The sequence below is a fragment of the bacterium genome (assembly GCA_035505375.1).
Classification (GTDB): domain Bacteria; phylum Hydrothermota; class Tepidihabitantia; order Tepidihabitantales; family Tepidihabitantaceae; genus UBA2258.
The window spans coordinates 1-7412 of the sequence record DATJQV010000082.1; the positions used below are offsets into that span (position 1 = coordinate 1).

The 7412-nt window shown below is 61.3% G+C and carries 5 protein-coding genes; all 5 read right to left on the minus strand.

Annotation, left to right across the window (positions count from 1 at the left end; translation table 11 throughout):
- Positions 1-1176: hypothetical protein (locus tag VMH22_14380; GenBank protein ID HTW92875.1), on the minus strand; the 1176-nt coding region annotated here is incomplete at its 3' end.
- A 165-nt stretch (positions 1177-1341) separates the two neighbouring features.
- A complete protein-coding gene (locus VMH22_14385; GenBank protein ID HTW92876.1) occupies positions 1342-3132 on the minus strand; it encodes a choice-of-anchor J domain-containing protein in 1791 nt (596 codons plus the stop codon).
- Between the two features lie 82 nt (positions 3133-3214).
- A complete protein-coding gene (locus VMH22_14390; GenBank protein HTW92877.1) occupies positions 3215-4987 on the minus strand; it encodes a choice-of-anchor J domain-containing protein in 1773 nt (590 codons plus the stop codon).
- A gap of 81 nt (positions 4988-5068) precedes the next feature.
- Positions 5069-6838 (minus strand): choice-of-anchor J domain-containing protein, encoded by a 1770-nt coding sequence (locus tag VMH22_14395; protein HTW92878.1) that lies wholly within the window; start codon positions 6836-6838, stop codon positions 5069-5071.
- 81 nt (positions 6839-6919) lie between these two features.
- Positions 6920-7412: hypothetical protein (locus VMH22_14400; protein ID HTW92879.1), on the minus strand; the 493-nt coding region annotated here is incomplete at its 5' end.

Consider the following 7412-nt stretch of genomic DNA (forward strand, 5'->3'; position numbering starts at 1 on the left):
CACCGAGTGACGGCAGTACGCCGTGGTCCATGTGTCGAGCGACAAGAGGGTGACAGGTAAGTGACTGACGCTCATCGCCAAGACATCGAGTGTGTCCGGCGCCACCCGTGACGTGCCCCGGACGAAAAACCCCACCGAGTCGTCTCGATACTGGCCTCCAGGGCAGATTGGGCTGCTCATCAACCAGTCGTCACTGGTTCCCGTCGACTCGTCTGTGCACGACGCGAACCCGGTTCCTGAGTGGCTGAGGCCCGAGTCGGCCCGACGCGCCCAGCCATGAGGTCCGCCGTCGAGGGACATGAGAGACCAGCCATTCGGCGGGAATCCCGAGGCATCAAACCCCTCGGCGGCGTATGCGCCCGCCGGGAACGCCCAGCAACTGAGCTTCGCGGTGTCGTTGGAGTGCCGAAGGTCCGTTTCGTAGTCTGTCCACAGGCGGTAGTATGTCATCGTATCTTGGGTCAACGGTGCGGGCATCGCGATACGCACCGAGACCGTCTCGCCGACCGCGACTGGCTGCACAAGCGTAGATTCACGCGCGAATCCCAAAGATGCGTAGGCCCAGAACATCCCTGAAGCGTACGGACCTTTGTTTGTGAGTCTCAGCAGTGCCGTGTCTGCTCCACGGACGGCCGCAGGGTTCGTGCCCAGTTCTGCGCGCAGGGCCTGGATGTCGGTTTCGTTGGGCAAAGCGTACTCGATGTGCAGGAATGGCGCCAGGCTGTCAGTGTACCCCCATGCGTCCCCGCCTCCAAAGTTGTTGCAGTCGATACCGAAGGAGGCCCAACCAGTCTTGCGGCATGAATCGATCAACGCATTCGAGTTGAGGTCCCACTCAACCCAGCCATTCGGCTGTTCTGTGAAAGGGGTAATTGCGCGTGCCCCCACGATTTCGTTGTAGAGTTCGGCAGCACTAAGAGGGACCGGATCTCGTATCAGTTTGATGCAGACGGAGGGCAAGGCGTTGTGGTCAAACTGGAAGTACTCCAGTTTCGCCGACAGCAGAACGCAGGTGTCAGGTAGCGAATCGAGGCCGAACTTGAGATATGCGCGGTAGTCCCAAGAGAAACCATGGTCACCTGAGAATCGGCCATGTTGCATGAAGCCGTCGGCTTTGCCATAGGACGAGTAGGCATCGACTTCCACGATCCCGGTAACCGTCGCTGGGATATCCACCTCCTCAGCGCTCGCTCGCGCTGCCCATCCTACTACCAAGACACACGCGGAGAGCAACGCCCTGAAGGGTGCGCCGGTCAGCTTGACGACTGGGCTAATACTTCATCCTCCGGTCAGTGACCAAGTCTAGGTCTCGACCGGTTCAATGTCAATGGGCTGCGAGGCTCAGCGCTGGCGGGGAGCTATGACGAGCTTGCGGGAGACGAGAGGGACGGACCCTTGCAGAGTGGCCAGGTAGACACCCGGTGGGAAGCCGCGCAGGTCAAGCTGCGTGATGCCGGATGGGCTAAGGGCGAATGTGCGCACGGCTCTGCCGGCGACATCGCGGATTGTCAGCCTGCGCATTCTCCCTACCGCCAGCGAGCAGCGGACGGTGACGAATCTGCCGCTTGCCGGGCTCTGGGCGAAGGCAAGTTTCGGCAGTGCGACGCTGCTGCTCTGCACCGAATCTCGCGGGGTTTCGCGCGTCCGATTCCCGCCGTGATCGATGGTCTCGGGTTCATGGATGTGGCTGAACCAGACATCATCCAGGTAGATTTCATTCCCGTTCCTTGGCCGAAGGCGAAATGCGACTCTGATTGTATCTCCATCGAATTCGTCGAGTGACACCGAGTAGCGGCAATACTCCGCGGTCCATGTGTTGAGTGACATGATGATGACCGGCGGGTCACTGGTGCTCATTCCTATGATATCGAGTGTGTCCGGCGCCCAGATGGGCGGCGCGGCCCGGACGAAAAACCCCACCGAGTCGTCTCGATACGGGCCTCCTGGGCAGATTGGGCTGCTTATCAGCCAGTCGCTGCTGGCACCCGTCGACTCGCCTGCGCACGACGCGAATCCGGTTCCTGAATGACTGAGGCCCGAGTCGGCCCGACGCGCCCAGCTATAAGGTCCGCCGTCGAGGGACATGAGAGACCAGCCATTCGGCGGGAATCCCAAGGCATCAAACCCGTCTGCGGCGTACGTCGATGCTGGAAACGACCAACATTGGAATCCCGCCGAGTCGTTGGAACGGGTGCCGTCCGCCTTGTCGTCAGCCCACAGCCGGCTGTCCATCATGACGTCTTGAGCTTGTGGTGAGGGCAGGGCGACGCGGACCGTGGCCGTCTCGCCAACCGCGATAGGTTGGACGAGCGTGGATTCACGTGCCAGTCTCAATGATGTGTACGCCCAAAATGCGCCAGAGGCGTGTCGGCCATTGTTTGCCAGGGTCAGTAACGCGGTATCCGCGCCTGCCTTCACAAATGGGTAGGTTGCCAACTCGGCGTGCAGGGCCTGGATATCAGGTTCATCGGACCTGAGATAGACAATCTCCAGTCTTGGGCTCAGGCTGTCGCCGTCGGTCCCGTATGCGGAAGCGCCATCAAGGGAGGAGCCAGGGGCTAAAATGCCCAGCGTTGCCCAGCCTTCTGCTAAGCGCCGCTCCAAAGCCGTCATTCCTGCCCTGCTCAGGTCCAGTTTCACCCATCCGGTGTAGTCATGGACACCCACCGTGTGTACAACAAGGCCGCGGCAGATTGCCCAGTACTGGATAGTATCATTCGACGAACAGGAGTCAGGATTGACGTACGTGACAAGTGCGGTTGCCGGAGACGTGTATTGGTACTGATAGACGCAGAACTGCGCGCTGAGGATTTCGCTGCTATCCGCTATTGGGGTCAGGTCGAACGCGGCGTAGGCGGCACCTTCGGCGGCAGACCCGTACTGCAGTTCCGGAACGTGCCGGTAGTAGTAGGGCTGCCCATGCGGACTGCCGTCTGAGTACGCTATCCATCCAGTTGAGTATGGCTGGCACGAGCCCTGTGACTCGGGACCGCCTGAACGCATAGGCGTGATTTCAGCCGTGAACGTCCCGTTGCCGTTGGAGTAGGTGTGAGATGTGGATGTGCGGAGTTCGGGGATTTCGGTGCCGGCGGGAAGTCGGAACCAGTACGAGTTGAACGTCGGGGCTGCCACTGAGGCTGCGGCAAGGCAACACAACGCCAACCACGGCCATCGCGACGCGGGTGTGGGCGTCCCGTTTCATCTTGCCGTCCGCCTACGGTGCGGCAAGCACGAGCTTGCGGGAGACGAGTGGGACGGACCCTTGCAGAGTGGCCAGGTAAACGCCCGGCGGGAGGCCACGCAGGTCGAGCTGCGTGATGCCGGAGGGGTCGAGGGCGAATGTGCGAACGGTTCTGCCGGCGACATCGCGGATCGTCAGCCTGCGCATTCTCCCCACCGCCAGAGAGCAGCGGACGGTGACGAATCTGCCGGCTGTCGGGTTCGGCTCGAGCGCAAGTTCCTGCTTTGCTACCGTCGCGGCCCGCGGTTCTTGCTTTCCCGGGACGTGGTAGCGGCTGAACCAGATGTCGTCCAAGCAGAAACCATTCCAATCTCCTCGCCCTAGGAAACGGAAACCGACGTATATGGTATCCCCGTCGAATCGGTCGAGAGACACTGCCAGTCGGTGGTAGACCGTGTCGGACGCCGATACCGAATCCAGGTCGAGTACTCGGTCCGCGATGGTCGGTCCGCGCATTGCCCAGACCTGCAGACACAGGGCTGGTGTTGTCTGATAGATGCGGTAGAAGAACCCTAGTGAATCGGGGTCACCTTGCTTGGGATAGACGGGGCCTCCTATCAGCCAGTCGTCGTTCGGTCTATCCTGCTCGTGTACGCACATCGTGAACCCGACTCCCGAATGGCTCATGCCGTCATCCGCGCGCCACTGCCAGTGTTCGTAGCCGCCATCGTTGTTGACTACGGCCCAACCTGAAGGTGGGAACCCGGACTGGTCAAAGCCCTCGCCGGCATAAGTGCCTGTGGGGAAGACCCAGCAGTTCAACTGCGTTGTGTCGTCAAGGGGCCACGGATCCGTCGGGCAGGCCGACCACAGACGATAGCTAACGAATGTGTCTGCTTTGCTGGTGGCGGGCAGCCGTAGCGCGACCGAGACTGTCTCGCTAACATCAATGTTGCTGACAAGAGTGGATTCGACGTCGAGTCCTGGAGCCGTCGCGTATGCCCAGAACTGGCCGGACGAGTGGAGACCATGGTTCGCTAGGACCAGCTGAGCCGTGTCAGATCCGTGCGCGACAACTGGATAGGTCGGTAACTCAGCGCGTAGCGCTTGGATCTCGGGTTCGTCCGGCGTCAGGAATACGACATCGAGGTACGCGCCAGCGCTGTAGGCGTCGCCGTCTCCCGACACCCTTTTGAAGCCCCAGGCGAACCACCCTGCAGGAACGGACTGTCGCAGCAGATCGACACCGGTTTGGGTAAACGGCCTTTCCACCCAACCGACAAGGTCGTTCGTCTCAGTGTCAGTGATGGGATAGCCAGCCTCGATGCTGTTCCATAGGTCCTGGTCGGGGCTTGTCACCGGGTCGGTAGTTAGATGGGTCAGAACGGTAGTCGGAGTATCAGAGTAGTACTGGTCATAATGAAGGGCCACGCCGACAATGGAAAGGTCGCCTATGAACGCGGGCACAGGGAACTTCGCGTAGCCGCGATCCGCGTCCGGATGAGAGAACTCTCCGGAGTAGCCGATGTTCTGAGTACGCATGAAGTACCACCCCCCATGATCGCCGAAGAAGTAGTGCAACCCGCCCGCCGTGCCGGTGAGCGGAAGTGCCGAAGTGTCCGGCGGCCTTGGCGCGAGTCTGGTCGCGCTGTTCCCGTGTTGGACTGGGAACGCGTCGGAGAACAAGCGGATCGTAAGGCTTCCGTCGCCGTTGGAGTAGGTGTGAGATGTGGGGGTGCGGAGTTCAGGGATTTCGGTGCCGGCGGGAAGTCGGGACCAGTCCGAGTTGAACGTCGGGGCTGCCACTGAGGCTGCGGCAAGGCAACACAATGCCAACCACGGCCATCGCAGCGCGGGCGTGAGCGTCCGTTTCATCTTGCCGTCCGCCTACGGTGCGGCAAGCACAAGCTTGCGGGAGACGAGAGGGACGGACCCTTGTAGAGTGGCCAGGTAAACACCCGACGGGAAGCCGCGCAGGTCAAGCCGCGTGATGCCGGATGGGTTGAGGGCGAATGTGCTTACGGCTCTGCCGGCGACATCGCGGATTGTCAGCCTGCGCATTCTCCCCACCGCCAGCGAGCAGCGGACGGTGACGAATCTGCCGCTTGCCGGGCTCTGGGCGAAGGCAAGTTTCGGCAGTGCGACGTTGCTGCTCCGCACCGAGTCTCGTGGGGGGCCGTGCGTTTTGCCTGCACGGCTGGTCTCGGGCGAGAGGATGTGAAAGATGCGGCTGAACCAGATGTCATCGAGGCAGATGCCATTCCCGCGGCCCCGCGTGCGGTGGCGAAACGCGACTTGGATCGTGTCTCCGTCGTACGTGTCGAGCGATACCGAGTGGCGGGAGAATACCGTGTCGCGCACATCGAGCGTCAAGAGAGAAACCGGTGCACTTGCTCCACGCACCGCTAGGACTTCAAGCGTGTCCCGCCCAAAACCTGTGACGCTTCGGGCGAAGAACCCGACCGAATCGCTGCAGTCTCTACTGGGATAGACCGGACCGCTCATCAACCAGTCGTCGCTGTTTCCCAATGACTCGTCTGTGCTCGACGCGAACCCGGTTCCTGAATGGCTTCCACCGGAATCAGACTGGCGCGTCCAGCAGCGAGCTCCTCCGTCGTAGTTTGCGACTGACCAGCCGTGAGGCGGAAACACCGACCCATCAAATCCCTCGGCGGCGTAGGTCGACGCGGGGAACGACCAGCACTGTAGCTGCGTCGAGTCGTTGGAGTGCGTTTTGTCGGCCCCGTCGCTAGCCCACAAGCGGAAGTCCACCATTATGTCAGGGACCGGCGGCAAGGACAGGGCGATGTGGACCGATGCGGTATCACCAACCGCAATCGGTTCGACGAGCGCGGAATCAGACGCGAGCGAGGTCGATGACGCGTAGGCCCAGAAGGGACCGGATGTGCACATTCCTCTGTTTGTGAGCACCAACAACGCGGTGTCCGGTCGCTGCGCGCCCAATGGGTAGGTGGCCGGTTCGGCGCGCAGAGCCTGGATGTCAGATTCGTCGGGCCTAAGGTAGACGATGTGCAGGTATGCCTGCTTGTCGTCGCCGTGGACGCCGTATGCACTCCCTTCTCCCGAGTCTGCGTATACTCCCAGAGCTACCCAGTTTCGGAACAAGAGGCTCTGCCAGTTGGCAAGCCAGTCGTGACGTAGGTTGTATTCTACCCAACCGGTGCTGTCCATGTGGGCCGCAACCGACTGCACGCCGTTCTGGATGGCAAGGAACAGAGCCTGATTGCTTGTTGTATCAGGGTCGACATCGGGTGGATACACACACTCTGTCCATAGAGGCGCGGTATTGACCTCATACTGATAGCAGCGGAACTGAGCGCTCAAGATGCTGCTGCTATCGGGTATGGGCGTGAGGTCGAACTTCGCATATCCACAGTAGTAGTACCTTCGGTAGTGCAGTTCGGGGCTGTACCGGTAGTAGTACTCGTAACCAGGCGGGTAGTAGAAATACTCTATCCGACCGGTGGAGGTCGGCTGGCACGAGTCGACGGACTCTGGCCCACCTGCCGGCGTGATGTCGGCTGTGAATGTCCCGTCGCCGTTGGAGTAGGTGCGAGATGTGGAGGTGCGGAGTTCAGGGATTTCGGTGCCGGCGGGAAGTCGGGACCAGTCCGAGTTGAACGTCGGGGCTGCCACTGAGGCTGCGGCAAGGCAACACAACGCCAACCACGGCCATCGCGACGCGGGTGTGAGCGTCCGTTTCATCTTGTCGTCCGCCTACGGTGCGGCAAGCACGAGCTTGCGGGACGTGCGTGGGACGGTGCCTTCGAGCGTAGCCACATAGACGCCGGGTGGGAGGCCGCGTAGGTCGAGGCGCGTGATGCCCGAGGGGTCGAGAGCAAACATGCGGACCACTCTGCCGGCGACATTGCTCAAGGTCATTCTCCGCCTCCTGCCGACAGCGAGGGAGCATTGGACGGCGACGAACCTGTCCTCCGCGGGATTCGGGGCAAAGGCGAGTCTGGGTAACTGGACGTTGCTGCGCTGCACCGAGCCACGCGGCGGAATGTGAACGTGGCTGGTGTCGCCCGTATCGGGCGAGGAGGTGCGGCTGAACCAGACATCATCTAGGTAGACATCATTACCGCTCCCTGATGCCCGGTGACGAAATGCGACTCTGATGGTATCTCCGTCGAATGCGTCGAGTGACACCGAGTGACGGCAGTACGCCGTGGTCCATGTGTCGAGCGACAAGAGGGTGACAGGTAAG